This is a genomic window from Nocardioides sp. GCM10027114 (assembly GCF_042659625.1).
Classification (GTDB): Bacteria; Actinomycetota; Actinomycetes; order Propionibacteriales; family Nocardioidaceae; genus Nocardioides.
In genome coordinates, this window is the sequence record NZ_JBHSSS010000024.1 from 20,699 (window position 1) to 46,602 (window position 25,904).

General features: G+C 73.7%; 30 protein-coding genes. 17 read left to right on the plus strand and 13 right to left on the minus strand.

Annotation, left to right across the window (positions count from 1 at the left end; all coding sequences use genetic code 11):
- Positions 1–9 precede the first annotated feature (9 nt).
- The 4 genes from ACFP2E_RS12390 to ACFP2E_RS12405 all read left to right on the plus strand — a co-directional run bounded on the left by ACFP2E_RS12390 (position 10) and on the right by ACFP2E_RS12405 (position 2,922).
- Positions 10–1,725, plus strand: coding sequence for an acetolactate synthase (locus ACFP2E_RS12390; protein ID WP_378523465.1), 1,716 nt, complete (start codon positions 10–12; stop codon positions 1,723–1,725).
- A 24-nt stretch (positions 1,726–1,749) separates the two neighbouring features.
- A complete protein-coding gene (locus ACFP2E_RS12395; protein ID WP_378523466.1) occupies positions 1,750–2,244 on the plus strand; it encodes a GNAT family N-acetyltransferase in 495 nt (164 codons plus the stop codon).
- Entirely contained in the window at positions 2,241–2,645 is a 405-nt protein-coding gene (locus tag ACFP2E_RS12400; protein ID WP_378523467.1) for a thioesterase family protein, read from the plus strand. Before ACFP2E_RS12395 ends, ACFP2E_RS12400 begins: the two co-directional genes overlap by 4 nt.
- Positions 2,646–2,847: 202 nt before the next feature.
- Positions 2,848–2,922, plus strand: coding sequence for a 50S ribosomal protein bL37 (locus ACFP2E_RS12405; RefSeq protein ID WP_369759046.1), 75 nt, complete (start codon positions 2,848–2,850; stop codon positions 2,920–2,922).
- A gap of 81 nt (positions 2,923–3,003) precedes the next feature.
- Here the strand turns inward: ACFP2E_RS12405 and rsrA are convergent, their stop codons facing one another.
- From rsrA to ACFP2E_RS12430, 5 genes are all read right to left on the minus strand, one after another.
- Positions 3,004–3,273, minus strand: coding sequence for a mycothiol system anti-sigma-R factor (gene rsrA / locus ACFP2E_RS12410; protein WP_378523468.1), 270 nt, complete (start codon positions 3,271–3,273; stop codon positions 3,004–3,006).
- Positions 3,270–3,923 carry a sigma-70 family RNA polymerase sigma factor gene (locus ACFP2E_RS12415; RefSeq protein ID WP_378523469.1) on the minus strand — a complete coding sequence of 218 codons (654 nt, stop codon included), beginning with the start codon at positions 3,921–3,923 and terminating at the stop codon, positions 3,270–3,272. The genes rsrA and ACFP2E_RS12415 overlap by 4 nt, the downstream gene beginning before the upstream one ends.
- Positions 3,924–4,043: 120 nt before the next feature.
- Positions 4,044–4,697, minus strand: coding sequence for an alpha/beta family hydrolase (locus tag ACFP2E_RS12420; RefSeq protein WP_378523470.1), 654 nt, complete (start codon positions 4,695–4,697; stop codon positions 4,044–4,046).
- Positions 4,694–5,464: an SOS response-associated peptidase gene (locus ACFP2E_RS12425; RefSeq protein ID WP_378523471.1), complete on the minus strand. Its 771-nt coding sequence runs from the start codon at positions 5,462–5,464 to the stop codon at positions 4,694–4,696. Before ACFP2E_RS12425 ends, ACFP2E_RS12420 begins: the two co-directional genes overlap by 4 nt.
- Positions 5,465–5,522: 58 nt before the next feature.
- The gene (locus ACFP2E_RS12430; RefSeq protein WP_378523472.1) at positions 5,523–6,143 is read right to left on the minus strand and encodes a hypothetical protein; all 621 of its coding nucleotides are present in this window, start codon (positions 6,141–6,143) and stop codon (positions 5,523–5,525) included.
- A gap of 234 nt (positions 6,144–6,377) precedes the next feature.
- Between ACFP2E_RS12430 and ACFP2E_RS12435 the strand changes: the two genes are divergently transcribed.
- The 4 genes from ACFP2E_RS12435 (at position 6,378) to rsgA (ending at position 11,149) form a co-directional block, all read left to right on the plus strand.
- The gene (locus tag ACFP2E_RS12435; protein ID WP_378523473.1) at positions 6,378–8,201 is read left to right on the plus strand and encodes a sigma-70 family RNA polymerase sigma factor; all 1,824 of its coding nucleotides are present in this window, start codon (positions 6,378–6,380) and stop codon (positions 8,199–8,201) included.
- A gap of 31 nt (positions 8,202–8,232) precedes the next feature.
- Positions 8,233–8,763, plus strand: a complete 531-nt coding sequence (locus ACFP2E_RS12440; RefSeq protein WP_378523474.1) for a DoxX family protein — start codon at positions 8,233–8,235, stop codon at positions 8,761–8,763.
- 122 nt (positions 8,764–8,885) lie between these two features.
- On the plus strand, positions 8,886–10,163 hold the full coding sequence (gene aroA, locus ACFP2E_RS12445; RefSeq protein ID WP_378523475.1) for a 3-phosphoshikimate 1-carboxyvinyltransferase: 1,278 nt from the start codon (positions 8,886–8,888) through the stop codon (positions 10,161–10,163).
- Entirely contained in the window at positions 10,160–11,149 is a 990-nt protein-coding gene (gene rsgA / locus ACFP2E_RS12450) for a ribosome small subunit-dependent GTPase A (RefSeq protein ID WP_378523476.1), read from the plus strand. Before aroA ends, rsgA begins: the two co-directional genes overlap by 4 nt.
- Before the next feature lie 27 nt (positions 11,150–11,176).
- Here the strand turns inward: rsgA and ACFP2E_RS12455 are convergent, their stop codons facing one another.
- On the minus strand, positions 11,177–11,668 hold the full coding sequence (locus ACFP2E_RS12455; RefSeq protein WP_378523477.1) for a DUF2231 domain-containing protein: 492 nt from the start codon (positions 11,666–11,668) through the stop codon (positions 11,177–11,179).
- 41 nt (positions 11,669–11,709) lie between these two features.
- Between ACFP2E_RS12455 and ACFP2E_RS12460 the strand changes: the two genes are divergently transcribed.
- The 3 genes from ACFP2E_RS12460 to ACFP2E_RS12470 all read left to right on the plus strand — a co-directional run bounded on the left by ACFP2E_RS12460 (position 11,710) and on the right by ACFP2E_RS12470 (position 13,576).
- Positions 11,710–12,618, plus strand: coding sequence for an inositol monophosphatase family protein (locus tag ACFP2E_RS12460; RefSeq protein WP_378523478.1), 909 nt, complete (start codon positions 11,710–11,712; stop codon positions 12,616–12,618).
- Between the two features lie 138 nt (positions 12,619–12,756).
- A complete protein-coding gene (locus ACFP2E_RS12465; RefSeq protein ID WP_378523479.1) occupies positions 12,757–13,188 on the plus strand; it encodes a CBS domain-containing protein in 432 nt (143 codons plus the stop codon).
- 16 nt (positions 13,189–13,204) lie between these two features.
- Positions 13,205–13,576 carry an FKBP-type peptidyl-prolyl cis-trans isomerase gene (locus tag ACFP2E_RS12470; RefSeq protein WP_378523480.1) on the plus strand — a complete coding sequence of 124 codons (372 nt, stop codon included), beginning with the start codon at positions 13,205–13,207 and terminating at the stop codon, positions 13,574–13,576.
- A gap of 91 nt (positions 13,577–13,667) precedes the next feature.
- On the opposite strand, the gene ACFP2E_RS12475 is transcribed toward ACFP2E_RS12470, so the two are convergent.
- Together ACFP2E_RS12475 and ACFP2E_RS12480 are read right to left on the minus strand one after the other, a co-directional pair.
- Entirely contained in the window at positions 13,668–13,916 is a 249-nt protein-coding gene (locus ACFP2E_RS12475; RefSeq protein ID WP_378523481.1) for an RNA-binding S4 domain-containing protein, read from the minus strand.
- 31 nt (positions 13,917–13,947) lie between these two features.
- Complete coding sequence (locus ACFP2E_RS12480; RefSeq protein ID WP_378523482.1) at positions 13,948–15,210, minus strand: DUF445 domain-containing protein; 1,263 nt, start codon at positions 15,208–15,210, stop codon at positions 13,948–13,950.
- A 57-nt stretch (positions 15,211–15,267) separates the two neighbouring features.
- Here ACFP2E_RS12480 and ACFP2E_RS12485 point away from each other — a divergent pair, with 57 nt between their 5' ends.
- Both ACFP2E_RS12485 and ACFP2E_RS12490 read left to right on the plus strand, forming a co-directional pair.
- Positions 15,268–15,666 (plus strand): adenylyltransferase/cytidyltransferase family protein, encoded by a 399-nt coding sequence (locus tag ACFP2E_RS12485; RefSeq protein WP_378523483.1) that lies wholly within the window; start codon positions 15,268–15,270, stop codon positions 15,664–15,666.
- Between the two features lie 164 nt (positions 15,667–15,830).
- Positions 15,831–17,381, plus strand: a complete 1,551-nt coding sequence (locus tag ACFP2E_RS12490) for an MXAN_6640 family putative metalloprotease (protein WP_378523484.1) — start codon at positions 15,831–15,833, stop codon at positions 17,379–17,381.
- A 29-nt stretch (positions 17,382–17,410) separates the two neighbouring features.
- Here ACFP2E_RS12490 and ACFP2E_RS12495 read toward each other — a convergent pair whose 3' ends face one another.
- Positions 17,411–18,370 carry a universal stress protein gene (locus ACFP2E_RS12495; protein ID WP_378523485.1) on the minus strand — a complete coding sequence of 320 codons (960 nt, stop codon included), beginning with the start codon at positions 18,368–18,370 and terminating at the stop codon, positions 17,411–17,413.
- A gap of 180 nt (positions 18,371–18,550) precedes the next feature.
- Here ACFP2E_RS12495 and ACFP2E_RS12500 point away from each other — a divergent pair, with 180 nt between their 5' ends.
- Both ACFP2E_RS12500 and ACFP2E_RS12505 read left to right on the plus strand, forming a co-directional pair.
- Positions 18,551–19,615 carry an NAD(P)-dependent alcohol dehydrogenase gene (locus ACFP2E_RS12500; RefSeq protein ID WP_378523486.1) on the plus strand — a complete coding sequence of 355 codons (1,065 nt, stop codon included), beginning with the start codon at positions 18,551–18,553 and terminating at the stop codon, positions 19,613–19,615.
- Between the two features lie 28 nt (positions 19,616–19,643).
- A complete protein-coding gene (locus tag ACFP2E_RS12505; RefSeq protein ID WP_378523487.1) occupies positions 19,644–20,171 on the plus strand; it encodes a flavodoxin family protein in 528 nt (175 codons plus the stop codon).
- A gap of 28 nt (positions 20,172–20,199) precedes the next feature.
- Here ACFP2E_RS12505 and ACFP2E_RS12510 read toward each other — a convergent pair whose 3' ends face one another.
- The 4 genes from ACFP2E_RS12510 to trxA form a co-directional block, all read right to left on the minus strand.
- Complete coding sequence (locus ACFP2E_RS12510) at positions 20,200–20,865, minus strand: haloacid dehalogenase type II (protein WP_378523488.1); 666 nt, start codon at positions 20,863–20,865, stop codon at positions 20,200–20,202.
- A 26-nt stretch (positions 20,866–20,891) separates the two neighbouring features.
- Positions 20,892–23,075 (minus strand): DEAD/DEAH box helicase, encoded by a 2,184-nt coding sequence (locus ACFP2E_RS12515; protein ID WP_378523489.1) that lies wholly within the window; start codon positions 23,073–23,075, stop codon positions 20,892–20,894.
- Positions 23,076–23,376: 301 nt separating this feature from the next.
- Entirely contained in the window at positions 23,377–23,640 is a 264-nt protein-coding gene (locus ACFP2E_RS12520) for a metal-sensitive transcriptional regulator (protein ID WP_378523490.1), read from the minus strand.
- Positions 23,641–23,670: 30 nt separating this feature from the next.
- Entirely contained in the window at positions 23,671–24,036 is a 366-nt protein-coding gene (trxA, locus tag ACFP2E_RS12525) for a thioredoxin (protein ID WP_378523491.1), read from the minus strand.
- A 120-nt stretch (positions 24,037–24,156) separates the two neighbouring features.
- Between trxA and ACFP2E_RS12530 the strand changes: the two genes are divergently transcribed.
- Both ACFP2E_RS12530 and ACFP2E_RS12535 read left to right on the plus strand, forming a co-directional pair.
- Positions 24,157–24,477 (plus strand): rhodanese-like domain-containing protein, encoded by a 321-nt coding sequence (locus ACFP2E_RS12530; RefSeq protein ID WP_378523492.1) that lies wholly within the window; start codon positions 24,157–24,159, stop codon positions 24,475–24,477.
- Positions 24,474–25,889: a rhodanese-like domain-containing protein gene (locus ACFP2E_RS12535; RefSeq protein WP_378523493.1), complete on the plus strand. Its 1,416-nt coding sequence runs from the start codon at positions 24,474–24,476 to the stop codon at positions 25,887–25,889. Before ACFP2E_RS12530 ends, ACFP2E_RS12535 begins: the two co-directional genes overlap by 4 nt.
- The last annotated feature ends 15 nt before the right edge of the window (positions 25,890–25,904 follow it).

A 25,904-nucleotide genomic window follows, 5' to 3' on the forward strand; every position in this document is an offset into this window, starting at 1 on the left:
CTTCCGCGCATGAGCGAGGTCACACCAGCAGCCGCCCCGACCGACGCCCCTCAGGGGTCCACCCCGGCCGCGGAGGACGCGCTCAACGGCCACGCCGGCGAGCTCGCGGTCGCGGTCGCCCGGGCCCACGGCGTGGCGACGCTGTTCACCCTCTCGGGTGCCCACGTCTTCCCGATGTACGACGGTGCCGTGAAGGCGGACCCGCCGATGCGCATCCTCGACGTGCGCCACGAGCAGACCGCCGCGTTCGCCGCCGAGGCGACCGGCAAGCTCACCCGCGTGCCGGGCCTCGCGGTGCTCACCGCCGGGCCCGGCGTCACCAACGGGGTCAGCGCCATCGCCCAGGCCCAGTTCGCCGGCTCCCCCATGGTCGTCGTCGGCGGCCGCGCGCCGGCCAACCGCTGGGGAAGCGGCAGCCTCCAGGAGCTCGACCAGCCGCCGATCCTCGCGCCCGTCGCCAAGTCGGCGCGCACGCTGCACACCGCCGACGACGTCCTCGAGGGGATGGACGAGGCGTTCACCGTGGCCCGGTCGTCGCACCGCGGCCCGGTCTTCGTCGACGTGCCGATGGACGAGTTCTTCAACAGCGCCTCCGGGCAGCTGCCCGCCGCCGCCCGGCCGCGCGGCACCGAGCCGGACCCGGACGCGATCACCGAGATCGCCGAGCTGCTCGCCGCGGCGAAGCGGCCCGTCCTCGTGCTCGGCACCGACGTCTGGGCCGACGGCGCCGAGGACGCCGCGCTCCGTCTCGTCGAGGGCGCGGGCCTGCCGACCATCACCAACGGCATGGGCCGGGGCGTGGTCCCCGGCGGCCACCCGCTGCTCGTGACCAAGGCGCGCGGCCAGGCGCTCGGCGGCAGCGACCTCGTCGTGGTCGTCGGGACACCGCTCGACTTCCGGCTCGGCTACGGCGTCTTCGGCGGCAAGGACGGCGGCTCCCCCGCCCAGGTCGTCCACGTCGCCGACTCGGCCGCTCAGGTGTCCGGCCACGCCGACCTCGCCTCCTCGGTCCACGGCGATCTCACCACGGTCCTCGAGGGCCTGCAGGCCGCACTGGAGCAGGTAGTCCGGCGGCCCGACTGGTCGTCGTGGGTGGCCGACCTCCAGGCGACGGTCAAGCAGGCCGTCGACCGGGACGCCACGCTGCTCGGCGCCGAGGCCGACCCGATCCACCCCGCCCGGATCTACGGCGAGCTGGTCCCCCGGCTGGCCGACGACGCCGTGGTCATCGGCGACGGCGGCGACTTCGTCAGCTTCGCCGGCAAGTTCGTCGAGCCCAAGCGCCCAGGCGGCTGGCTCGACCCGGGCCCCTACGGCTGCCTCGGCGCCGGCCTGGGCTCCGCGATCGCGGCCCGGCTGGCACGACCCTCGTCGCAGGTGGTGCTGCTGCTCGGCGACGGCGCCGCCGGCTTCTCGCTCATGGACGTCGACACCCTCGTCCGCCACAACCTCCCGGTCGTGATGGTGATGGGCAACAACTCCGCCTGGGGCCTCGAGAAGGGCCCCATGCAGATGCTCTACGGGTACGACGTCGCCGCCGACCTCGCGCCACGCACGGCGTACGACGAGGTCGTGAAGGCGCTCGGTGGCGCCGGCGAGACGGTCACCGACCCGCGCCGCATCGGGGAGGCGCTCGACCGCGCGTTCGCGGCGAACGTGCCCTACCTCGTCAACGTGATCACCGACGTCGAGGCGGTCTACCCGCGCAACACCTTCGGGATCTGAGCCGGGACACGGAAGGGCACCACTGTGCTGCTGCGTCGCGCCACCCCGGACGACCACGCCCGCGCCGGCGAGGTCACCGTGGCGGCGTACGCCGACTTCACGCTCGGCCCGGACGACCCCTACGTCGAGCGGCTGCGCGACGCGGCCGCCCGCGACCGGGACGCCGAGCTGTGGGTCGCGGCGTCGGAGGCCGGCGAGCTCCTCGGCTGCGTGACGCTGTGCCCGGCCGGGTCGCCGTGGCGAGAGCTCGCAGCCGAGGACGAGGGCGAGTTCCGCATGCTCGCGGTCGCGCCGGAGGCGCGCGGCCGCGGCGTCGGCGAGGCGCTCGCGCGGCTGTGCCTCGACCGGTTCCGGTCCGAGGGCGCCCGCGCGGTCGTGCTGTCGAGCCTGCCCGAGATGGAGGCCGCCCACCGGCTCTACGCGAGGCTGGGCTTCCGGCGGCTGCCCGAGCGCGACTGGTCGCCCGTCCCCGGCGTCAGCCTCATCGCCTTCCGCCTCGACCTGCAGGAGAACCCGTGAGCACACCGAACGACTCCCCCGCCGGCGCACCTGCCGGCACCGCCACCCTGCGCTTCACCGTCGGCGACTCCGACACGGCCGAGGCGCTCGGGTCGGGGTCGCTGCCCGTCCTCGCCACGCCGCGGCTGCTCGCCTGGTGCGAGGCCGCGACGTGCGCGGCGATCGAGGCGGGGCTGGGGGACGGCGAGACCAGCGTCGGCACCCGCGTCTCGCTCGAGCACCTGGCCGCGAGCCCGGTGGGCCAGGAGGTGGCGGTCACCGCCGCGTCGTCGTACGTCGACGGACGGCTGCACCGCTTCACCGTCTCTGCGCGGCACGTCGGCGGGAACGGCAAGGTGGTCGGGGCCGGCGAGGTGACCCGCGTGGTCGTCGACGCCGAGCGGTTCCTCGGCCGCCTCTGAGGCCCAGCCGCCCCATCCGCACCACCGCTCGGGCACTCGCCCCACTTCTCGGGCACTCCAGTGGCCGAGAAGCGCCGCGATCCCCGGATATCCGGGGATCGCTACCGCCCCGGCCGGGGTGCGATTTCGTGGGCGAGGCGGCATTTGAGAGGATGGCGGCTGGCCCGCTGACGGGCTGACGACGTTCGATCAGGAGGACACCATGGGCAAGACCGGCCGCAAGCGCCGCGCTCGCAAGAAGAAGGGCGCGAACCACGGCAAGCGCCCCAACGCCTGAGCGCTGCTAGACGCACCGAACCCCCGGCCACCGGCCGGGGGTTCGTCGTCTGTCGGGCGCCTTCGAGCGAGGCCGGCGGGCTCAGCCCTCGGTGATGCGGACCTGGACCTCGCGGATGCGGAAGAGCACGCGGTCGCGCAGCTCGCGCGGGGCCGCCTCGGGGCAGGACCGGGCGACGAGCGCCTTGACGGTCCGCTGCAGGTCGTACTTCTCCAGGCACGGGGCGCACGCGTCGAGGTGGTGCTGCACCTCGGCACAGTCGGCGTCGTCGAGCTCGTTGTCGATGAGGTAGACGATGCGCTCGAGGAAGTCGGCGCACTCCCCCGGGCCGTGGTCGTCGTGGGTGCTCACGAGTCGGCTCCTTCCCGGGTGATGGGCAGCAGGTCGTTGGCGCGGACGTAGTCCGAGAGCATGTCGCGCAGCTGGCGCCGGCCGCGGTGCAGCCGGGACATGACGGTGCCGATCGGCGTGTCCATGATCTCTGCGATCTCCTTGTACGCGAACCCCTCGACGTCGGCGAGGTAGACCGCGAGCCGGAACTCCTCGGGGAGCCGCTGCAGCGCGTCCTTGACCTGTGAGTCGGGCAGGCGCTCGAGCGCCTCGGTCTCCGCCGACTTCAGGCCGCCCGAGGTGTGGGACTCGGCGCGCGCGAGCTGCCAGTCCTCGACGTCCTCGGACATCGACTGCTGCGGCTCGCGCTGCTTCTTGCGGTAGGAGTTGATGAAGGTGTTGGTCAGGATCCGGTAGAGCCAGGCCTTGAGGTTGGTCCCGGGCCGGAACTGGTGGAACGACGAGTACGCCTTCGCGAAGGTCTCCTGGACGAGGTCCTCGGCGTCCGCGGGGTTGCGGGTCATCCGCATGGCGGCCGAGTAGAGCTGGTCCAGGAACGGGAGGGCGTCACGCTCGAAGCGTGCGGAGCGCTCCTCGTCGGTCTCGGTGGCGACGTCGATCTCGCCGGGGTCGACCGGGGAGTCGAGGTCGTTGAGCTGGGAGTCGGTCATCGCCCCCCAGAGTACCGGTGATGCCGCCTTCTCCCCCTCGGTCGAGGGTCCGTCCAGCGGGGCCCGGTCTCCGTGGGCGTCGGGACGTTCGATCACTGCGAGCACGTCCGGCACAACAGATCAGGCGGCCGGCTGATTCCCGACCACTTCGCGCACCAGCCACTCGAGCGTCGCCTCGACCACGATGTCCATCGCCTCGTCCTGGGTGACCGGGCCGCGGGCGGGTACCTTGAGCCCGTGGTCGGCGCCGGGGACGACGCACAGGTCGGTGCCGGGCGGGAACGCCTCCGGGCGGCCCATCGCGTCGCGCTCGCCCTGCACCACCAGCAGCGGTACGCCGACCGCCTCGAGCTCGTGGGCCCGTGACTTCTCGGGCTTGCCCGGCGGGTGGAGCGGGAAGGCCAGCGCCAGCACGCCCTGGGCGTCGAGCGCGTCGGCGCAGCGCGCGGCGGAGCGGGCTCCGGCGGACCGGCCGCCCAGCACGAGCGGGGCGGTGCTCCGCAGCCGCCGCACCGCCGCCTGCAGCGCACCGTCGAGCGTGGGCGGTGGGGTGGCGATCCGGCGGCCGGCGACGCGCCACGGCTGCTCGAAGAGCATCACCGTGACCCCCTGCCTCGGCAGCGCCGCCGCGAGCACCTGCAGGTCGCGGGCCTCGATGCCGTCGCCTGCGCCGTGGCTCAGCAGCAGGTTGGCGATCGGCTTGCGCGCGCGGTAGGTGGACATCCGGCCCGGGCCGAACGCGGTCGGCACCTCCGCCACATGCGGGCTGGTCACGTCAGGGCCTCCTCGAGGGGCAAAGGCTCGATGAGCTCGGCACCGTTGTTGCGGACGTTGCTGACCAGCCGCGACACCGGGTAGGCCTCCAGCCGTCCCGGCGCCGCCGGCACCAGCAGCGACAGGAGGTCGTCACGACCCGACACGGTCGGGTCCAACCACTGGTCCCACCGGTCACGCTCCACGGTGAGGGGCATCCGGTCGTGGATGTGCCCCACGGCGTCCTCCGCCTCCGTGGTCAGCACGGTGCAGGTCCAGCGGAACCGGTCGGGGTCGTCGTCGGCCCGGGTGGGGTCCCGCCAGATCTCGTAGAGACCGGCCATCGCCAGCGGGTGGCCGTCGGTGGGCCGGATGAAGAAGGGCTGCTTCATCGGCTTGCCGGCCTTCGACAGCTGCGAGGTGGGATACCACTCGTAGTAGCCGTCGGCGGGCAGCAGGCACCGGCGCGAGGCGAAGGCCCGGCGGTACGCCGGCTTGTCGGCGACCGTCTCCATCCGCGCGTTGATCATCCGGTTCCCGATCGCCGGGTCCTTCGCCCACGACGGCACCAGACCCCAGCGCAGCACCCGCAGCTGCCGCTCGGCCGGCTCCACGGGCTCACCCTCGGCCTCCGGTCGGCGCGGCGGCCGCTCCAGGACGGCGTACACCTCCTTGGTGGGCGCCACGTTGTAGTCGGGCTCCAGCGGGCCCGGCGTGCGGTCGGCGACGACCTCGAACTCCTCGACGAGGTCCTCGGGGCGTCGACTCGACGCGTAGCGGCCGCACATGGCCTCAGGCTACGGCCCTGCGGCGGCGACGAGTGCCAGGAACCGCGGCACCCGGGCGTCAGACCCGGGCGAGCTCCGCCAGCAGCTCGGAGGCCTGCTCGTAGCGGCTCGGGAGCTCCTCGACGAGCACCCGGGCCCTCGGCGCGGTGTAGCCGAGGCCGTCGAGCATCCGACGGACCAGGCCGACCCGCCGGTCCAGGAGGTCGTCGCGCCGGCACAGCACCACCACCCGGCGGCGGGCCAGCCGACCGAAGGTCTCACCCCCGGCGAAGACCGTCCGCGCGACCTCGCCGAACCGGAGCACCAGCAGGTCCTCGACGATGCGCTCCTCCGGCCGGTCCTCGGGGTTCTCGACGCCCCCCGGCGCGTCGATCACCACCAGCGCCCAGTCCTCCCGGGCCCGGCGACGGAGCTGGCCCCTGTACAGCTCCGCGAACCGCGCCTGCAGGTGGGCCAGGCTGGCGAGGCCCGTGACGGGGTCCTCGCAGCTGATCCGGGAGACGTAGCCCAGCGTGGCGTCTCCCCACGCCACGCAGAGCGCCCGCAGCTCCGCGTAGGTCGGAGCCCGACCGCGGTCCCGCCTCGTGGTGCCCTCGAACGCGTCGAGCACCTCCGAGAGCGGGACCCCGTCGAGCGCGGCGTCGTGTCCCAGCGCCGCGCTCACGTCGACGGCGCCCATCCCGGAGCCAGGGACCTCCCCTGCTGCTCCACGCCCGGGCGGGGCCGCTGCTCCCCGACCGGACGTGGACAGGTCCTCCCGTGCTCCGGGATGGGCCGGAGGTACCGACTGCATTCCTGAGTCGAACGGCCCCATTCCGCACCTCCATTTCCGTCGTACAGTGGTGAGACGTGGCCCGGGTCCGTCCATGACGCGGTTCACGGGATTTTTTTCGACTTCCTGGTTGGACCCCATGTGAGCACCACGCTGCTGCGCAGGACCGAGGCCACGGACGCGGAGCTCATCTCGGCGGTCCGGGGCGGGGACGTCGACGCCTACGGCGAGCTCTTCGGCCGTCACGCGGACGCGGCGCGACGGCTGGCGCGGCAGATGGTGCCGGCGACGGACGTGGACGACCTCGTCTCCGAGGCGTTCACGAAGGTGCTCGACCTGCTGCGCCGCGGGGCAGGGCCGGACGAGGCGTTCCGCGCCTACCTGCTCACGGCCGTACGCCGCCTCCAGGTCGACCGCGTCCGGGCGGCCGCGCGCACCCAGCCCACCGACGACCTCGAGCCGTTCGACCCCGGCATCCCGTTCCGGGACACCGCGGTCGAGGGCTTCGACCAGTCCGCCGCGGCCCGTGCCTTCGCGGCGCTGCCGGAGCGGTGGCAGCTCGTCCTGTGGCACACCGAGGTCGAGGGCCAGCGGCCCGCCGAGGTCGCGCCGCTCCTCGGCATGACCCCGAACGCCGTCGCCGCGCTCGCCTACCGCGCCCGCGAGGGCCTGCGCCAGGCGTTCCTCGACATGCACGCCGCGGGCGCCGAGGAGGCGGAGTGCCGCTGGACCCAGCAGCGGCTCGGCGGGTACGTCCGCAACGGCCTGCCGCGGCGGGAGCACGGCAAGGTCGAGGAGCACGTCCGGTCCTGCCGCCCCTGCGCGGCGGTCTACCTCGAGCTCAGCGAGGTCAACTCCCGGCTGGCCGGCCTGCTGGCGCCGGCCCTGCTCGGCGCCGGGCTCGGCGCCGCCTACGCGTCGGCGAGCGCGGCCGCGTCGCCCGGCCTGGTGGCGGTCGCCTACGGCCGGACCCGCGACCTCGTGACCAGCCACGTGCCGGCAGCGGCGGCAGCGGCCGTCGCGACGGTGGCCGTGGTCGGCCTCGTGACCCTGCAGCTCGTCAACGACCCCCCGCGCACGCCCGACGTCGAGGTCCTCGGGGGCGTCCCGGACGCCCCCGGTGCGGGCGGTGACGACGAGGAAGGCGCTACGGAATCCGACGACGGCCCCTCCGCCGACGAAGAGGCCACCGACCCGGACGACCTCGTCACGGAGGAGGGCACGCTCGGCGAGTCGGGCGGCGACCAGGCCCCCGGGGACGCGGAGGAGGCACCCGCCGGTGACGAGCCCGCTGGTGGGCCGGGCGACCAGCCCGGCGATCCCGGCAGCGATGGCGAGCCGGGTGGTGGCTCCGGCGGCAACAGTGGCGGCTCCGGTGGAAACGGCGGCGGCTCGGACGGCAACGGTGACGGCTCCGGTGGAAACGGCGGCGGCTCGGGCGGAAACGGTGACGGCTCGGGCGGAAACGGTGACGGCTCCGGCGGAAACGGCGGCGGTGACGGCTCCGGCGGCAACGGTGGATCCGGCGGCAACGGCGGCGACGGCGGCTCCGGCGGCGGTGACGGCGGCTCCGGCGGCTCCGGCGGCTCCGGCGGCTCCGGCGGCAACGGGGGCGGCGGTGACGACGACCCGCCGCCCGGCAGCGACCTGGCCGTCTCCGCCTCGGTGACCGCCGGCCCGGGCGCGACGTACGAGGTCGTGGTGACCGTGACCGGCCTGGCCGACGACGAGGACGCCACGCTCTCGGTCTCCGCCTCCGGCCTGGCCTCGCTGCTCACCGCCAACGCCTCCTGCGACGTGGCCCGCACAGGCGGCAGCTGCTCGGTGGATGCGACCCCGGCCCGCTACGCGTTCAAGGCACTCGTGCCGAAGCCCGGCGTCGGCACGATCACGTTCCGGGTCACCGGCGACGGCGACGACCCGAACCCCGGCAACAACTCCACGACCGTGACGCTCGAGTCCTGACCCGGTCCCCCCGATCGTGTAGGAAAGGGGCATGACCGTCATCAGACTGATCGCTCGGCCCATGCTCGCCTCGATGTTCGTGGTCGGCGGCGCGACCGCCCTGAAGAACGCGCCCAAGCTGAAGGAGAAGGCCACCGAGGTCACCGAGCGTCTGGTGCCGAGGGTGCAGAAGGTCGCCCCGTCGCTGCCGATCCCCGAGGACCCGGTCACCCTGGTGCGGATCAACGGCGCCGTGCAGGTCGCCGCCGGGCTCGCGCTGGCCACCGGGCGCGCGCCGCGCCTGTCGTCGGCGACGCTCGCCGTGTCGCTGCTGCCCACGACGGTCGCCGGCCACCAGTTCTGGCGCGAGAGCGACCCTGCGAAGAAGCAGCACGAGCGGCTCCACTTCTTCAAGAACGTCTCCATGCTCGGCGGGCTGCTCATCGCGAGCGTCGACACCGAGGGCCGTCCCGGGATGGCGTGGCGGGCCCGCCGCGCCGCCAAGGACGTGCGCCGCGAGGCGCGCCACCTCGGCCGGGCCGCCCGTCGCGAGGCCAAGCTCGCCGCCGCCCAGGTGTCGTGACGGTGTCGTGACGGTGTCGTGACGGTGTCGTGACGGTGTCGTGACGGTGCCGTGACGGTGCCATGACGGTCCGTCGGGGATCGCCCCGGCCGCGGCGCGCGCCGGCCGCTAGCCTTGCCCGCGTGACGACGACGCGCATCGAGGACCCGTGGCCGGCGCCGCGCGCCCACGACCCGGTCGACGTGACCGTCTCGCTGCCCGGCAGCAAGTCGCTGGCCAACCGCGCGCTCGTGCTGGCCGCGATCGCCGACGGCCCCTCCGTCGTACGCCGTGCCCTGCGGTCGCGGGACACCCTGCTGATGGCGCTTGGGCTGACCCGCATCGGCGCCGCCGTCGACACCTCGGGCGAGGACTGGACGGTCACCCCCGGCGCCTTCGATCGCGACGCCGAGGTCGACTGCGGGCTGGCCGGCACCGTGATGCGGTTCGTGCCGCCAGTGGCAGGTCTCTCGTCCGGCCGGGTCGCTTTCGACGGTGACCCGCACATGCGCAGGCGCCCGATCGGCGAAGTTCTCGTCGCGCTGCGGGGGCTCGGGGTCGACATCGACGACGGCGGCCGTGGCGCGCTCCCGTTCACCGTGCACGGGACCGGGCGGGTGCCCGGGGGCGAGGTCGTCATCGACGCCTCCGCCTCGTCGCAGTTCGTCTCCGCGCTCCTCCTGGCCGGCGCCCGCTACGACGGTGGGGTCGACGTACGCCACGACGGCAAGCCGATCCCGTCGCTGCCCCACGTCGAGATGACGGTGGCGATGCTGCGGGAGCAGGGCGTCGAGGTCGACGACTCCGACGCCGACCGGTGGATCGTCGCGCCGGGGCCCGTCCGCCCCGTCGACCGCACGATCGAGCCCGACCTCTCCAACGCCGCGCCGTTCCTGGCGCTCGCCGCAGTCTCCGGCGGCACCGTCGTGGTCCGCGACTGGCCGGCGACGACCACGCAGGCCGGCGACCGGCTGCGCGAGATCCTCGGCTCGATGGGCTGCGAGGTCGACCGCGTGCCCGAGGGCCTGCGGGTGCGCGGCACGGGCACCCTGCAAGGCATCGACGTGGACCTGCACGACGTCGGTGAGCTGACCCCGGCGGTGGCGGCACTGTGCGCGCTGGCCGGTGGCCCGTCACACCTGCGGGGTGTCGCCCACATCCGTCACCACGAGACCGACCGGATCGCCGCGCTGGCCGCCGAGCTCGGCGCGCTCGGCGCCGACGTCACCGAGCACGACGACGGACTGTCGTTCCGTCCGGCACCGCTGCACGGCGGCGTGTTCCACACCTATGCCGACCACCGGATGGCCCACGCGGGGGTGATCGTGGGGGCGGCGGTGGACGACGTGCTCGTGGAGAACGTCGGCACCACGTCGAAGACCTTCCCCGACTTCGCGGACTTCTGGGCCGGCCTGCTGTGAGCGGCCGCTACACCGAGCACGACCACGAGCACTACGAGCGTCCCCGGCGACGCACCCGCCCCCGCACCAAGGAGCGGCCCACCTACGACGACGCCGTCGAGGGCGTCGTGGTCACCGTCGACCGCGGCCGGTTCACGCTGCTCGTCGACGGCGTCACGCTGTGGGCGGTCAAGGCACGTCCGCTCGGCCGCAAGGGCGTCGTCGTGGGCGACCGGGTGCGGGTCGTCGGCGACGTGACCGGCGACGAGGGGTCGCTGGCGCGCATCGTCGAGGTGCTCCCCCGCACCACCGTGCTGCGCCGCACCGCCGACGACGACGACCCGGTCGAGCGAGTGATCGTCGCCAACGCCGCCCAGCTCGTCGTGGTCACCGCCCTCGCCGACCCGGAGCCGCGGCCGCGCCTGATCGACCGCGCCCTCGTCGCGGCGTACGACGCCGGGATGGCGCCGCTGCTCTGCCTCACCAAGGCCGACCTGGCCGACCCCGAGACACTGCTGTCGACCTACCGCTCCCTCGGCGTCCCGTGGGTGGTCACGAGGAAGGGGGGCGAGCTCGCCGAGCTGCGCGAGCGGCTGCAGGGCCGCACCAGTGTGCTCGTCGGCCACAGCGGCGTCGGCAAGTCGACGCTCGTCAACGCGCTCGTGCCCGACGCGGACCGCGAGATCGGTGACGTCAACGCGGTGACCGGCCGGGGCCGCCACACCTCCACGTCGGCCTACATGCTGGAGCTCCCGGACGACGGCGGGTGGATCATCGACACGCCCGGCATCCGCTCCTTCGGGCTCGCTCACGTCGACCCCGAGCAGCTGATCGAGGCGTTCCCCGACCTCGACGAGATGACCGAGGAGTGCCCGCGCGGGTGCACCCACGGCGCCGAGGAGCCGGAGTGCGGCCTCGACGTCGCGGTCGCCGCGGGTGATGCCGATCCCGACCGGGTGGAGTCCTTCCGGCGGTTGCTCGCGGCGCGCAGCGAGCCGGCGTACTGAGTCTGAGCGGCGCCGGGGGCGGCGCGGTCAGCTGCCCCAGACCGCCTGCGACCCGGCGTCGCCGGCGAGCACGGTGATGACCAGCAGGGCGATCGCCGTCACCCCGAGCAGCGCCATGCTGGACGTGCCGACGAGACCGGTCCGGGTCTCGCGGGCACCGCGGCCCGAGGCGAGGGCGGTGCGACCGCCCAGCGACCACGCGGACAGGAGGCTGGCCACCAGGAACGCCAGCGCGAACCAGACCACCACCTCGCCGCGGTCCTGGTGCAGCAGCACCCGCTCGCGGAGCGGGTCGGACTGGAGCAGGAACGGCCGGTCGTCGAGCATGGCCTGCCCCGACAGCCGGGCGAGCAGGCTGAAGAAGACGGCGGCCGCGGCGAGCACGAGCAGCGGCCACCGCAGCAGCCACCGCCACCCCGGACGGGCGGCGTACGCGAGGCCGGCCAGCGCGGCGAGCGGGCAGAACACGACGGCCGCGTGGACGACGAGGACGTGGAGCGGGAGCCCGTTGACCTCCATGCCTGCACGGTAGTGCAGGAGGCTGGGAATACCCTGAGGCCGTGCCGACCTCCTCCACGCCCGACTACACCGACGACCTGCGGCTGGCGCACCTCCTCGCCGACGACGCCGACTCGCTGACGACGGCGCGGTTCCGGGCCCTCGATCTGCACGTCATGAGCAAGCCGGACCTCACCCCGGTGACCGACGCCGACGAGGCCGTGGAGGAGAGCATCCGCCGCACGCTCTCGCGCGCCCGGTCGCGCGACGCCGTCACCGGCGAGGAGCAGGGTTCGAGCGGCCACAGCCAGCGACGCTGGATCGTCGACCCGATCGACGGGACCAAGAACTTCGTCCGCGGCGTGCCCGTCTGGGCCACGCTGATCGCGCTCGCCGTCGACGGCGAGGTCGTCCTCGGCGTGGTGTCGGCCCCGCAGCTGCAGCGGCGCTGGTGGGCCTCGGCGGGCAACGGCGCCTGGACCGGCAAGTCGCTGCTCAAGGCGAACCGCTGCCAGGTCTCCGACGTACGACGGCTCGAGGACGCCTCGCTGTCCTACTCCTCGCTCGACGGGTGGGACGAGCGGGGCCGGCTCGAGGACTTCCTGTCGCTGTCGCGGCGCTGCTGGCGGACCCGCGCCTACGGCGACTTCTGGTCCTACATGCTGCTCGCCGAGGGCGCGGTCGACCTCGCGGCCGAGCCGGAGCTCGAGGAGTACGACATGGCCGCCCTCGACGTCATCGTCCGCGAGGCCGGCGGACGCTTCGGCGCACTCGACGGGACCGACGGCCCCTGGGGAGGCAACGCGCTCGCCAGCAACGGCCACCTGCACGACGCCGCACTGGCGTTCCTCGGCTCGCTGCACGACGACGACGGCGACGCGGACTGGCAGCCGGCGCGGCGCGGCTCCGTCCACGACCTGCGCGCCCGGCGGGCGGTGCTCGCGGAGGACGCCGAGCCGCCCCGGGACTGACACGCCCCACAGACAGGGGAAATCACCGGCCACGAGTCTCATCCGTGGCGCGCCTTGCTGGGCCGGAAGTTGCGGGCGGGGCTAGCGTGGACGTACGGCCCGTCAGCCGCGGGCCCGGTGAGGCACCGGAGGTGGAGCATGCGCATCGGCGACGTACTCAACGCGAAGTCGGTCAAGGAGATCGTCACCATCAGCCCGGACGCTGGCGTGCGAGAACTCATCGCGATGCTGGCCGAGCACAACGTGGGCGCCCTCATCGTGAGCCGCGACGGCGAGACCCTCGACGGGATCGTGAGCGAGCGGGACGTCGTGCGTCACCTCCACCACGACGGCACCGTCATCAACAACGTCGTCTCCGCGATCATGACCTCGGACGTGGAGACCTGCGACCCCGACACCCAGCTCGACGACCTGATGAAGGTCATGACCGAGCGCCGGGTCCGGCACGTCCCGGTGGTCGACGGTGGCCGACTGTCCGGCATCATCTCCATCGGCGACGTGGTCAAGCACCGCATCGACCAGCTCCAGTTCGAGCGCGACCAGCTCGACCACTACGTGCACCAGACCTGACCCGAGAGGACCGCCCATGACGGAGAAGCCCGAGATCGAGTTCTTCGACCCCGAGCCGCCCACCGACCTGGTCGTCACCGACCTGACCGAGGGCGACGGCGCCGAGGCCACCGCGGGCTCCACCGTAAGGGTCCACTACGTCGGCGTCGCCCACTCCACCGGCGAGGAGTTCGACGCGTCGTACAACCGCGGCGAGCCGCTGCAGTTCCGCCTCGGCATCGGCCAGGTCATCTCCGGCTGGGACCAGGGCGTGCAGGGGATGAAGGTCGGCGGCCGTCGCCAGCTCGTCATCCCGCCCCACCTCGGCTACGGCGACCGCGGCGCCGGCGGCGTCATCAAGCCGGGCGAGACCCTGATCTTCGTCGTGGACCTGCTCGCCGTCTCCTGACCCGCCGGTCCCGACGCGCGCTGCTCGACCGACGGCGCCGACCCGCCCGAAAGTTTCGGGCGGGTCGGCGCCTTTCTGGGCTGTTGCGGCGCTACCAGGGCAGGCCGTCGTCGTACGACGCCTCGTCGACGACGCGGGCGGAGCGGCCGGCGAGGGTGACGACGTCGCCCTGGCGCAGCTGGCGGCCGCGCCGGGTCTCGACCTCGCCGTTCACCGAGACGGCACCGTCGGCGATCAGGGGCTTCGCCTCCGCGCCCGTCTCGACGAGGTTGGCCAGCTTGAGGAACTGGCCGAGCCGGATCGACTCGTCACGGATCGGGACGTCCATCGGCTCGCTCATGCGGGGATTCTCCCGCACCGCCCCGAAGGGCTCAGAGGAACACCACCAGGGCGTGGATCACCACGCCGACGAGGCCGCCGACGATCGTGCCGTTGATGCGGATGAACTGCAGGTCGCGGCCGACGTGGAGCTCGATCCGGCGGGCGGCCTCGCGCCCGTCCCAGCGCTCGATGGTGTGGGTGATGACGGCGGTCAGCTCGGCGCCGTAGCGCTCCACGGCGAAGACCACCGCGTCCGCGAGCACGCCGTCGAGCCGGGCGCGGAGCCGCTCGTCGGCGACGACCTGGTCGGCGAACCCGACGAGCTCGCGCTGCAGCCGCTCCCGGAGCGGACCGTGCGGGTCCCGCAGCGCACCGAGGAGCGCCCGCCGCAGGGCGTTCCACAGCGAGATGCCGGTGGCGACGAACTGCGGGTGGTCGAGCAGCCGCTCCTTGAGGGCCTCCGCCCGCTGCTGGGTGCCCGGGTCGAAGAGCAGGTCCTGGCCGAGCTGCGCGAGCATGGAGTCGAGGGCCTCGCGGGCGTGGTGCCGCGGGTCGTCGCGGATCTCGGCCAGCCAGCGCACCGCCTCGGTGTGCAGCTTGCCGGTCACCGCCTCGTTGAGGCGCGGCGGCGCCCACCACGGGGCGCGCTCGCTGAGCACCTCGGCGAACGTGTCGGGGTTCTCGACGAGCCAGCGGTGGAGCTCGTCGAGGGCGAGGTCGACCAGGCCGTGGTGGAGGTCGTCACGCACGACCTCCACCAGGAAGCTGCCGAGCAGCGGCGAGATCGGCTCGTCGCGGAAACGCGGCACCAGCACGGACTCGACGAGGTCGGCGATGTGGTCGTCGCGCACCCGCCCCAGGCCGAGCGAGGCCACGTCGGAGATCTCGTCGACGACCCGGCGGGCGTGCTCCGGCTGCTGGAGCCACTCCCCCAGCCGCTGCGACACGCGCGCGGCGGAGACCCGGTCGCGGACCACGGCCTCCTGCAGGAAGTTCTCGCCGAAGAACTCCTCCAGGCTGCGACCGAGGTCGTCCTTGCGCTTCGGGACGAGGGCGGTGTGCGGGATCGGGATGCCGAGCGGGTGCTTGAAGAGCGCGGTCACGGCGAACCAGTCGGCGATGGCGCCGATCATCGACGCCTCCGCGCCCGCGTTGACGAAGCCGAGCACGCCGTCGCGGTCGAGGGTGAGGACGTAGACGACGGCGGCGAGCAGCAGCAGCCCGACGGCGACGCTGCGCATCCGCCGCAGCCCGCGTCGGCGTTCCTCGTCGGCGGCCGGGTTGGCGGTGATCATCGTCAGCGTGTCGCTCATCGCGGACGATTGTCCCCTACGCCGCACAAAGCGGCCGGGAGTGCCACAATGCCCGGCATGCCGCGCACCGTGATCACGTTCGGGACGTTCGACGTCTTCCACGTCGGGCACCTCCGGGTGATCGAGCGGGCAGCCGCACTCGGCGACCGGCTGGTCGTCGGTGTCTCCGCGGACGCCCTCAACCTGCGAAAGAAGGGCCGCGAGCCCGTCTTCAGCGAGGCCGAGCGGCTCGAGATCGTGGCGGCGCTGCGCGTCGTCGACGCGGTCTTCGTCGAGGAGAGCCTCGAGCTCAAGCGCGAGTACATCCAGACCTACTCGGCCGACGTCCTCGTCATGGGTGACGACTGGAAGGGCCGCTTCGACGAGTTCGCGGACATCTGCGAGGTCGTCTACCTGCCCCGCACCCCGGCCATCTCGACGACGGCCCTGATCGAGAAGATCTCCGCCACCTCCTGAGGTCCCAGGGGCTCGACGGCCCGGCCCGCCACGGCCGCCCCACGATTCCCGTCAGCCACCCGGGCCCCGGTTAGGGTGTCGGCGCGGGGGTGCAGCGGCCCCCGTGGCACACGGCCCCGGCGCCGCCGGGGCACGACGCCCGGCCCCCCTTCCCCTGGAGCAGCATGCGACGCAGCGTCGTCACCGCCGCGGTGGCCCTCGCCCTGTCCGTCACCTCCCTCCCTGGCGCCACCTCGGCCAGCCCGACCGGCGGCTCCACCAGCGACCCGGCCGACGTCCCGACAGCCGGGACGGAGCCGGGCCTGCCCGCCCTGCCGCCGCAGGCGGCCGGCGAGGCGCTGGCCGAGGCGACGGCCGTCCTCGAGGGCGAGCCGGCCCCCGAGGGGGTTTCGGCGACCCTGGCACTGCGGGACCTGGCCGTGGCCCTCCCGTCGCTGTCGCCCACGGAGAAGGAGGAGGCCCGGGGCCTGCTGGCCCGTCCGACCCAGGGTGCCAACGACCCCGAGGGCTTCGGCTACTCCGTGCCGTCGGTGAAGGACTGCTCGAGGCACCTGTGCATCCACTGGGTCGAGTCGACGGCCGACGCGCCGCCCGGCCGCGCCTGGGTCAACCGCACCATGCGGGTGCTCAAGAAGGTGTGGAAGCGCGAGGTCGGCGAGCTCGGCTACCGGCGGCCCCTGCGCGACGGCGACCGCGGCGGCAACGCCAAGTTCGACGTCTACCTCAAGGACGTCGGCTCGCAGGGCCTCTACGGCTACTGCGCGCCCGAGCCCAATCAGGGAGAGTGGTCGTCGCAGGGCTACTGCGTGCTCGACGACGACTTCGCGCGCCAGCAGTTCCAGGCCCCGCCGCGGCAGAGCCTCAAGGTGACCGCGGCCCACGAGTTCTTCCACGCCATCCAGTTCGCCTACGACTACGGCGAGGACCGCTGGCTCATGGAGGGCACCGCCACCTGGGTCGAGGAGCGCGTCTACGACGACATCGACGACAACCGGCAGTACCTCCCCTACGGCCAGGTCGCCCGGCCCGAGCGGCCGCTCGACAAGTTCGTGTCCAGCGGCTTCGGCCAGTACGGCAACTGGGCGTTCTTCGAGTACCTCACCGAGCGCTTCGGCCCCGGCATCGTCCGCGAGATCTGGGAGGGTGCCGACGGGCACTGGCGCAACCACTCGGTCAAGGCCGTCAAGCGGGCCCTCCCGGGCAAGCAGCGCCTCACCCGCGTCTTCCGCGACTACGCCGCGGCCAACACGGTGCCGGCCCGGACCTACCCCGAGGGCGACGCCTGGCCGAAGCCGGCGTACGCCGCGGCTCACCGTCTCGGTGCCGACGACCGGCAGACCGCCGGGGCTGTCAACGTCGACCACCTCGCGGCCCGTCACGTGGTGGTCCGACCGCGCGACGACCTGCAGGCGCGGTCCTGGTTCCTCGAGGTCGCGGTCGACGGGCCCGGCGCCCGCACGGCTCCCGGCGCCGTCCTGGTCGTCCACCGCCGCGACGGTCGCGTCGTGACCCGGCCGGTGCCGCTCGACGACGCCGGCGACGGCTCGCTGACGGTGCGCTTCGGCGCGCGCACGGCGAAGAAGGCCACGGTGACGCTCGCCAACGCCTCCACGCGCTACGACTGCTGGGAGAAGACCTGGCGGTGGGCCTGCCAGGGGAAGCCGCGCGACCAGCGCAAGGCGTTCGACTACCGGCTGCGGCTCGTGCGCCGCTGACGCCCCGCTGACCTCCCTGGGCCGCGGGCTCAGTCCTGCTGCGCGGTCCCGGCGTCACGGTGCCGGGGGCCGAAGTGGTGGGTCGTGGCGTGGGCCAGCAGCACCGGGCACTCCGCGTCACGGAGCAGCGCCTTGGAGACCGGTCCCAGGTGCGAGCCGAAGGGGATCAGCGGGTCGTGACGGCCCACGACCAGCAGGTCGGCGTCCTTGGAGGCCTCGACGAGCGCGTCCGCGGGCAGGTGATGCCGTGCGCCGATCCGGACCTCGAGCCCGGTGAAGAGGTCACCGAGGCCGTCCAGCTCCGCCTGGATCTCCTTCCGGGCGCGCTCGGCCCAGTCGTCCTTCTCGACCCGGGACATGATGATGTCGTCGTACGCGCCCGGGAAATACCAGGTGTGCAGCACGTCGAGCCGCGCTCCGCGGCTGCGTGCAGCCTCCGCGGCCGCGGCCAGCACCGGGGCGGAGCGGTCGGGGACGTCGACGCCCACGACGACCCGAGGTGGCTTGCCCTCGCGACCGGCGCCGGTCCATCCCTCGGGCACCGAGACGACCGGGACGTCGGTCCGGGCCGCCACCCCGTTGGTGACCGAGCGCGTCGCCACGCGCTCGAGCCGGCTCAAGTGGCGCCGCTGCAGGACCACGACGCGGGCGTCGCGGGACGCCTGGACGAGCGACGACACCACGGCGCCGAGCACCGCCTCGCCGGAGACGGGCATCCCCGCCGGGGCCAGGTGGCGGGCCCGGGTCATCGCGGCGTTCAACGTGTCCCGGGCGACGCGTTCGTAGTCGCTGGTGTCGACGAGCACCATCTCGGCGCTCATCGGGACCAGATGGAGCACGTGCACGAGGTGGACGCCGCAGCCGTGGCGGGCCGCCTCCGCCACCGCGAAGCCGAGCGCGCTGTCGGCCCCCGACGTCCCCACGGCGACCATGACGGGTGCCGTCTCGTGCCTCGTCGAGTGCGTCGGCGCTGTGGTCGGTTCGGTCATCGCACGTTCCCTCCGCTCGGCCGTCCCCCGGGCGGCTGCCTGATGCCACCAGCGTGGCCACGGCCGGCGCCCACCTCCTAGGGACCAACGACCCCGCCGCGGCCGTCCGACGCCCCTGATGACCGACCCGCGGGTGAACCAGCCTGAAGTCGTCCGGAGGGAGTCGGGGCAGGAGGAGACATGCAGGCACTGCGACTGATGGAGTGGAAGAGCGACCCGGTGCTCGACGAGGTTCCCGACCCCGAGCCGGGTCCGGGCGAGGTGGTCGTCCAGGTCGGCGCGGCCGGGGCCTGCCACTCCGACCTGCACCTGATGCACGAGTTCGAGCCAGGACTGCTGCCCTGGGGGCCGCCCTTCACCCTCGGTCACGAGAACGCCGGCTGGGTGCACGCGGTGGGCGCCGGCGTCAGGGGCCTGGAGCCCGGCCAGCCCGTGGCGGTGGTCGGTGCCTGGGGCTGCGGCACCTGCCGGCACTGCCTCGACGGCCTCGAGACCTACTGCGAGCGACCCGACCTAGCGCCGGTCCCCGGCGGGGGCGGCGGGCTGGGCCTCGACGGCGGCATGGCCGAGTACCTGTGGGTGCCGGCCGCCCGTCACGTCGTCCCGCTGCCCGACGGCCTCGAGCCCGTGGACGCCGCGCCGCTGACGGACGCCGGGCTCACGCCGTACCACGCCGTACGCCGCTCCGCGGCCAAGCTGGGCCCCGGCGCCACGGCCGTGATGATGGGCGTCGGCGGGCTCGGCCACCTCGGCGTCCAGGTCCTCAAGGCGACCACCGCCGCCCGTGTCGTCGCCGTCGACAGCCGGGAGTCGGCGCGCGACCTCGCCGTCCGGTGCGGCGCGGACCTCGCGCTGCCGCCGAGCGAGGAGCTCGCGCCGAGGATCCGGGAGTACACCGGCGGTCGCGGCGCGGACGTCGTCATCGACTGCGTCGGCTCCGACGAGACCCTCGCTGCAGCGGCCGCCTGCGCGCGTCAGCTCGGCGACGTGACCATCGTGGGACTGGGCGGTGGAACGCTGCCGGTGTCGTTCTTCGGCGTGCCGTACGAGGTGAGCGTCCAGACGACGTACTGGGGCAACCGGAGCGAGCTCGTCGAGGTGCTCGACCTCGGCGTCCGCGGCCTGCTGCACGCCGAGACCGAGATCTACACCCTCGCCGACGCGGCCCGCGCCTACGAGGACCTCGCACACGGCACCGTGAGCGGCCGGGCGGTCGTGGTGCCCAGCGACAGCTACCACGCCTGACCCAGACCTGGAGGACACCGTGCGAGCAGTGATCGTGTTCGAGTCCATGTTCGGCAACACCGAAGCGCTCGCCCGGGAGATCGCTGACGGCCTGGCTGCGGAGGACACCGAGGTCGGCTTCTGCGACGTGCGGCACGTGCAGCCCCCCGACCTGCGCGGCTGCGACCTGCTGGTGCTCGGCGCGCCCACGCACGCGTTCTCGCTGAGTCGGACCGCGACCCGCGAGGACGCGGTCCGTCAGGGCGCGCCGCCCGCGGTGGCGTCGCTCGGGCTCAGGGAGTGGCTGCCGCAGCTCGAGGAGGCCTTCGCCGACAGTGACCACCGGCCCGCGGTCGCGGTGTTCGACACCCGGGTCGACAAGGCCCGCCACCTGCCGGGTTCGGCTGCCCGCCGCGCGGCGCGCACCGTGCGCGGCATGGGCTTCCGGGTCGTCGACCGCCCGACGAGCTTCTACGTCGGCGGGGTCGCGGGCCCGCCCTCGGCCGACGAGCCGGCGCGGGCGCGTGCCTGGGCCGGGCGGCTGCGGGCCTCGGTGACCGAACCACTCGCCTCCTGACCCGCCACGCACGTCCAGCGGGAACGGCTCAGCCGAGCTGTCCCGCGAGCTCGGCCAGCTCGGCGACCTCGTGGTCCGGTTGCCGGAAGTGGGCCGGCCAGGACGCGCCGTCGCGATTCAGCCAGGCCGTCCGGAGCCCGGCCCGGGAGGCGCCGTCGACGTCCCAGGGGTGGACGGCGACGAGCACCGCCTCGTGGCCCTCGACCCCACAGACGTCGAGGGCGTGCTCGTAGGCCGCGCGGGCCGGCTTCCAGACTCCCGCGTCGTCGACGGAGAGCACGTGGGCGAACATCTCCCGCAGGCCCGCCCCGGCGAGCAGGTCCTCGGCGATGCCCGCGCTGCCGTTGCTGAGGGTGGCCAGGGTCCGGCCGGACCCGGCGAGCGCCCGCACCCCGGGGGCGACGTCGCGGTGGGGCGCGAGCCCCTTGATGGTCTCCATGACGTGCGCGACCGCTACGTCGCGCGGCCGGTCGAGGCCGTCGCCGGGCAGCATCGCCGTGAGAAGGTCGCGGGCAATGTCGGCGAACGGCGCGCTCGTGCCGCCGACCGCCAGGGCGAACCCGTCGCGCAGCACGGAGGCGAACCACGCGCGGCCGAGGCCGAAGGACCCGCCGACCTCCTCCACGGCCCGCCAGACGGGGGCCATGTCGGAGAGCGTCTCGTTCACGTCGAGGAGCACCAGCCGGACAGCCATGCTGCGACCGTACCCAGTTCGCCCGGTCAGGCGGCCCGGCGCTCCTCCAGGGCCTCGGTGAGCAGCGAGACCAGGGCCTCGAGCTGCACGTCGGCGGAGGACCCGACCTCATCGTCGGAGCCGTCCAGCGCGCGGGCCGCGAGCCCGGCCTTGCTGTCGATCAGCTCGGCGATCCGGGTGTCGATCGTCTGCGCCGCGATCACGCGCCAGGCGGTGACCGGCTCGGACTGCCCGATCCGGTGCACCCGGTCGATCGCCTGGGTCTGCTCGGCGTCGGTCCACGACAGCTCGGCCAGCACCATGTTGGAGGCGACCTGCAGGTTGAGCCCGACCCCGGCGGCGGTGAGCGAGCACACGACGACGGCGACGTCGGGGTCGTTGACGAAGGCGTCGATGTTCTTCTGCCGCGACGCGGTGGTCTGGTCGCCTCGGATCGAGGAGTAGCGCAGCCCGCGGCGCGCGAAGGTCTCCTCGGCCGCGTCCATCACGTCGACGTGCTTGGCGAAGAAGACCACCTTGCCGACGCTGCGGGCCAGCTGGGCGGCGTAGTCCGCTGCCAGGCCCGCCTTGGCCTGGCCGATGCGCCGCATCATCGTGAAGACGTTCTCGCCGGTCGGGGTCGAGGTGTCCTCGCGCTCCCACGTCGCGACCCGGCGCACCAGCTCGTGGTCGATGCCGTCCACGACGGCACCCGACTTGCGCGTGGCGAGCGCGCTCTCGTAGCGCGCGACCAGGCGACGGGCCAGCTCCTGCTCGGCCTCCCGGATGGAGCGGCCGGCCTCGTCGTCGAGCTCGACCGGCAGGTCCGCGACCCGGCGGGCCGGGATGTCGGCGGCCACGTCGACCTTGCGCCGGCGCACGATACCGAGGTCCACGACGCAGCGGCGGGCCGCGGGGTAGAACCCCGGGTCCTGCGGCGTCAGTCCGGTCTCCTCGAGCGTCTCCATGAGCTCAGCTAGCGGCTTCTTCGCGTCGATCCAGCCCAGGAACTCCCAGATCGCCTGGAAGTCCTCGATGTCGTTGATGAGCGGGGTGCCCGTCAGCGCCATCAGCAGCGGTCGGCCGATCCGCGAGCGGATCCGCTCCGAGAGCTGGAGCACGTGCTGCGAGCGCTGCGAGGTCTTGTTCTTGATGAAGTGGGCCTCGTCCACGACCATGCCGCGGAAGCCGTGGTTCCCGATCCAGCCGACGTGGCGGTCGAGGACCTCGTAGTTGACGACGACGACGTCGGCGAACCCGTCGATGTCGTGGCCGTCGCCGTGGATCACGGTCGCCGTGCGGCCCGGGATCCACAGCCCGGCCTCACGCGCCCAGTTCATCTTGACGACGTTGGGCACGACCACCAGCAGCGGGAACGCGTCCGCTGCCTGGGCGGCGAGCAGCGCCTGCGCGGTCTTCCCGAGGCCCGGCTCGTCGGCCAGCAGGAAGGTCCGGTGACCGGCTGCCGCGGCCGCGACCAGCCGCGCCTGGTGCGGCATCAGCTCGAGGCCGTCGATGCCGTGCACCTCGCGCGACAGCAGGTCCGGGGCCGGCAGGTCCATGCAGGACACCGCCCCGCTCCCACCGAGCTCGAACGAACGGAAGAGCGGGCCGAGCAGCTCCCAGCCGGCGAGCCGGCGCGGCTGTGCGGTCGTCCGGCGCGCCGCGGAGAAGTCGGGGGTCAGGAAGGGGTTGGCCAGCTGCCGGGCGAGGACCGACTGCGGCACGACCCGGCGCTGGGTGGAGGCGAGGTCGGGCTCGGGCTGCTCGGGCTCGGGCTCCTCCTCCTCGACCTCGACGCCGGCCTTCTCGAGCATCTGCCTCCGCAGGTCGCGGGCGGCGTCGGTGACCTCCGCGTCCTCGCCGAGCAGCTCGAAGAGGGACGGCGCGCGCGCCGCGGTCTGGGCGAGGATCGTCGCGATCCCGTCGAGCCGCTTGAGGTGGCCCTCGCGCGCCTGCGACGTCATCGAGTCGTCCGTCTTGACGCGGGTCCGCTCCTCACGCGCGAGCAGGGCGATGACCTGGAACTTGGTGCGCACCGAGATGGCCTGGCCGCGCGAGACGGCGCCCTCGACCTCCCGGACGGCCTTCGCGAGAACCGGGATGATCCCCTCGTTGTCGAGCGGGCGGGTGCGGCCGCGGCGCTGCTGGCGCGCGGCGGGACGGCGGGCGCCGGACTGGCGCTGGCCTCCTCGTGCCAAGAAGTCCTCCTCCAGGGTCCCGGCGTCCACGCGACGCCCCTGGCGGGACGACCGCGCCCACCGGGACGGGCAACGTCAGTGCCGGGACCGTCGGTCCCGGCCTTGTGAGCCGGCTCCACGCTGCTGCAGACGACGGACCGTCATGGCGGGCATGGCGGGCATGGCCGGTCTCGGCGTGGAGCGCTCGCACCGCCTCTCGGCGGCCTGTGATCCTCCGGTCGTGGACGCCCGTCGTAGCGGCGTCCGGAGGCTTCACCACGATGGTACCGCGCCGCTGCGCGCGTCGTGGCCCGACCTCCCAGACCGGGTCGAGTCACGCGGTCGCCACAGGTCAGGCGAGGGACAGGAAGAGCTTCTCCATCTTCTTGACGTCGACGCTCTCGACGCCGTCGCCCGAGGCCAGGCACTGCTGCAGGCCGCTGGCGACGATCGCGAAACCGGCGCGGTCGAGCGCGCGGGAGACCGCGGCGAGCTGCGTGACCACGTCCTCGCACTCGCGCCCCTCCTCCAGCATGCGCAGCACGCCCGCCAGCTGCCCCTGGGCGCGCTTGATCCGGTTGATCACCGGCGCCATGGTGTCGGGGTCCAGCTCCATCGGTCTCCTCCTCGTTCCGGCTCGGGTCGCTCAGGCGTCGCCGCGCTCGGCGGCCTCGGCGCGGGCCTTCTCGATGTCCAGCTCGCGCACGGCGGTGATGACCTGCTCGAGGGCCGGGGCCGGCAGGGCGCCCGGCTGGGCGAACACCAGCGAGCCGTCCTTGAACGCCATCAGGGTGGGGATCGACGTGATCTGCGCAGCGGCGGCGAGCTGCTGCTCGGCCTCGGTGTCGACCTTGCCGAAGACGATGTCGGGGTGCTCGGCGGACGCGGCCTCGTAGATCGGCGCGAACATCCGGCAAGGCCCGCACCACGAGGCCCAGAAGTCGACCAGGACGATCTCGTTCCCGGTGACGGCGCTCTCGAAGTCCGCGGCGGTGAGGTTGACGGTGGCCATGGGATCTCCTTGCGGGTCGGGTCTCGACCGGACGTGTTGGACGGTACCCCTGGGGGTGTTATCGTCCCAACGCCTGATACCCCAGAGGGTATTCCCCCACGCGAGAGGATGTCTCCAGCGATGACTCAGCCCACTCCGGAGATCGACATCGAGGCCTTCGCCGCGTCCCGCGACGGCGCGACGGTCGTGGACGTCCGCGAGCCCGGCGAGTACGTCGCCGGCCATGTCCCCGGCGCGCGGCTGATGCCGATGGGCCAGCTCGCCGCACGCATGGACGAGCTCGACCGGGGAACACCCGTCTACGTGATCTGCGCATCGGGCAACCGCTCCCTCGCCATGACCGACCTGCTGCGCGCGTCGGGCTTCGACGCGACGTCGGTGGCCGGTGGGACGAAGGCCTGGGCGAGTTCGGGACGACCCGTGGAGGAGGGCATGCGGTGAGCAGCACCCACAGCACCGACGAGGCCGGGGACGAGGTCCGCCGGGTACGCGGCATCACCGTCGTCCCGATCGAGACGCCGACCCTCGGCGACCGGACGTACGTCGTCCACGACGGCGAGGTGGCCCTCGTCGTCGACCCGCAGCGGGACATCGACCGGGTGCTCTCGGTGCTCGAGGACGCCGGCATCCGCCTCACCCACGTGCTCGAGACGCACGTGCACAACGACTACCTGACCGGCGGACTGGCCCTCTCCCGCCGTACCGGCGCGGCGTACCTCGTCAACGCCGACGACGACGTGTCCTTCGAGCGCACGCCCGTCAAGGACGGCGAGGCGATCGACGTCGGCAGCATGCGGGTCACGGCCGTCGCGACCCCTGGCCACACCTTCACCCACCTGTCCTACCTGCTGGCCGACGGCTCCGGCGTGCAGGTCGGCGCCTTCACCGGCGGGTCGCTGCTCTTCGGCTCCACCGGTCGGCCCGACCTCCTCGGTCCCGAGCACACCGACACGCTCGCGCGCCACCAGCACGCCTCGGCGCACCGCCTGGCCGAGCTGGTGCCCGACGACACCGAGGTCTTCCCGACGCACGGCTTCGGCTCGTTCTGCTCCTCGTCGCAGTCCGACGCGACCGCGTCGACGATGGGCGAGGAGAAGCGTTCGAATCCCGCGCTGACGCAGGACGAGGAGACCTACGTCCGCGAGCTGCTGGACGGCCTCGGCGCCTACCCCGCCTACTACGCGCACATGGCCCCCCGGAACGCCGAGGGCCCCTCCGAGCCCGACCTGTCGCCGCCGAGCGAGGCCGACCCGGCCGAGCTGCGCCGCCGCATCGAGGCCGGCGAGTGGGTCGTCGACCTGCGCAACCGCACCGCCTTCGCCGCCGGGCACGCACCCGGCTCGCTGAACTTCGGCCTCGACGGCGGCTTCGCCACCTACCTCGGCTGGCTCATCACCTGGGGCACCCCGGTCACGCTATTGGGCGAGACCACCGAGGACGTCGCGGAGGCGCAGCGCGAGCTGGTCCGCATCGGCATCGACCGGCCGGCGGCCCACGCGACCGGGTCGCCGGAGGACTGGACGGACGGCGAGCTCGGGTCGTTCCCGACCGGCACCTTCGCCGACCTCGAGCAGGTGCGCCGGCACCGGCCGGTGGTGATCCTCGACGTGCGCCGCGAGGAGGAGCACGGGGCCGCGCGCATCGAGGGCGCGGTCAACATCCCCATCCACGAGCTGCCCCGCCGGCTCGACGAGCTGCCGGACGGCGAGGTGTGGGTCCACTGCGCCAGCGGCTACCGCGCCTCGGTGGCGGCGTCGTTCGTCGCCACGACCGGGCGCCCCCTCGTCGCGGTCGACGACAGCTTCGAGAACGCCGAGAAGGTGGGGCTCCACCTGGTCGGCCCCGACGCCTGACCTCCCGGGAGGACC